Annotated in this window: 1 rRNA gene; it reads right to left on the bottom strand. The window is 50.2% G+C overall.

Features of this window, described 5'->3' with window-relative positions:
* A 23S ribosomal RNA gene (locus IE178_RS37210) occupies positions 1-572 on the bottom strand; the annotation flags it as partial.

The raw sequence follows: 572 nt of genomic DNA, 5'->3' as shown, positions 1-572 counted from the left end.
CCGTACCTGAAGTACTTAACCTTACCACATGCCATAACTCGCCGGACCGTTCTACAAAAAGTACGCCGTCGCACATTTATAGTGCTCCGACAGCTTGTAAACACAGGGTTTCAGGTTCTCTTTCACTCCCCTCCCGGGGTCCTTTTCACCTTTCCTTCACAGTACTGGTTCGCTATCGGTCTCTCGGGAGTATTTAGCCTTACCGGATGGTCCCGGCAGATTCGCGCAGGATTCCTCGTGTCCCGCGTTACTCAGGATACCGCTATGCCTGATCTGGCTTCGTGTACAGGATTATCACCTTCTGTGATGTAACTTTCCAGATACTTCCACTCACCATTTCAGTACAATGTCGCGGTCCTACAACCCCGCTGGCGCCTTGCGACGTCAACGGTTTGGGCTGTTCCCCGTTCGCTCGCCACTACTGGGGGAATCATTGTTTATTTTCTTTTCCTGCAGGTACTAAGATGTTTCAGTTCCCTGCGTTAGCCTCCAACAACGTTGGATAATACCTCTTCAAGATATTGGGTTGTCCCATTCGGAAATCTCTGGATCAAAGGTCATTTGCACCTCCA

Source organism: Streptomyces griseoloalbus, assembly GCA_014650015.1.
Taxonomy (GTDB): Bacteria; Actinomycetota; Actinomycetes; order Streptomycetales; family Streptomycetaceae; genus Streptomyces; species Streptomyces griseoloalbus.
This window is presented reverse-complemented; position numbering and strand designations above follow the sequence as displayed.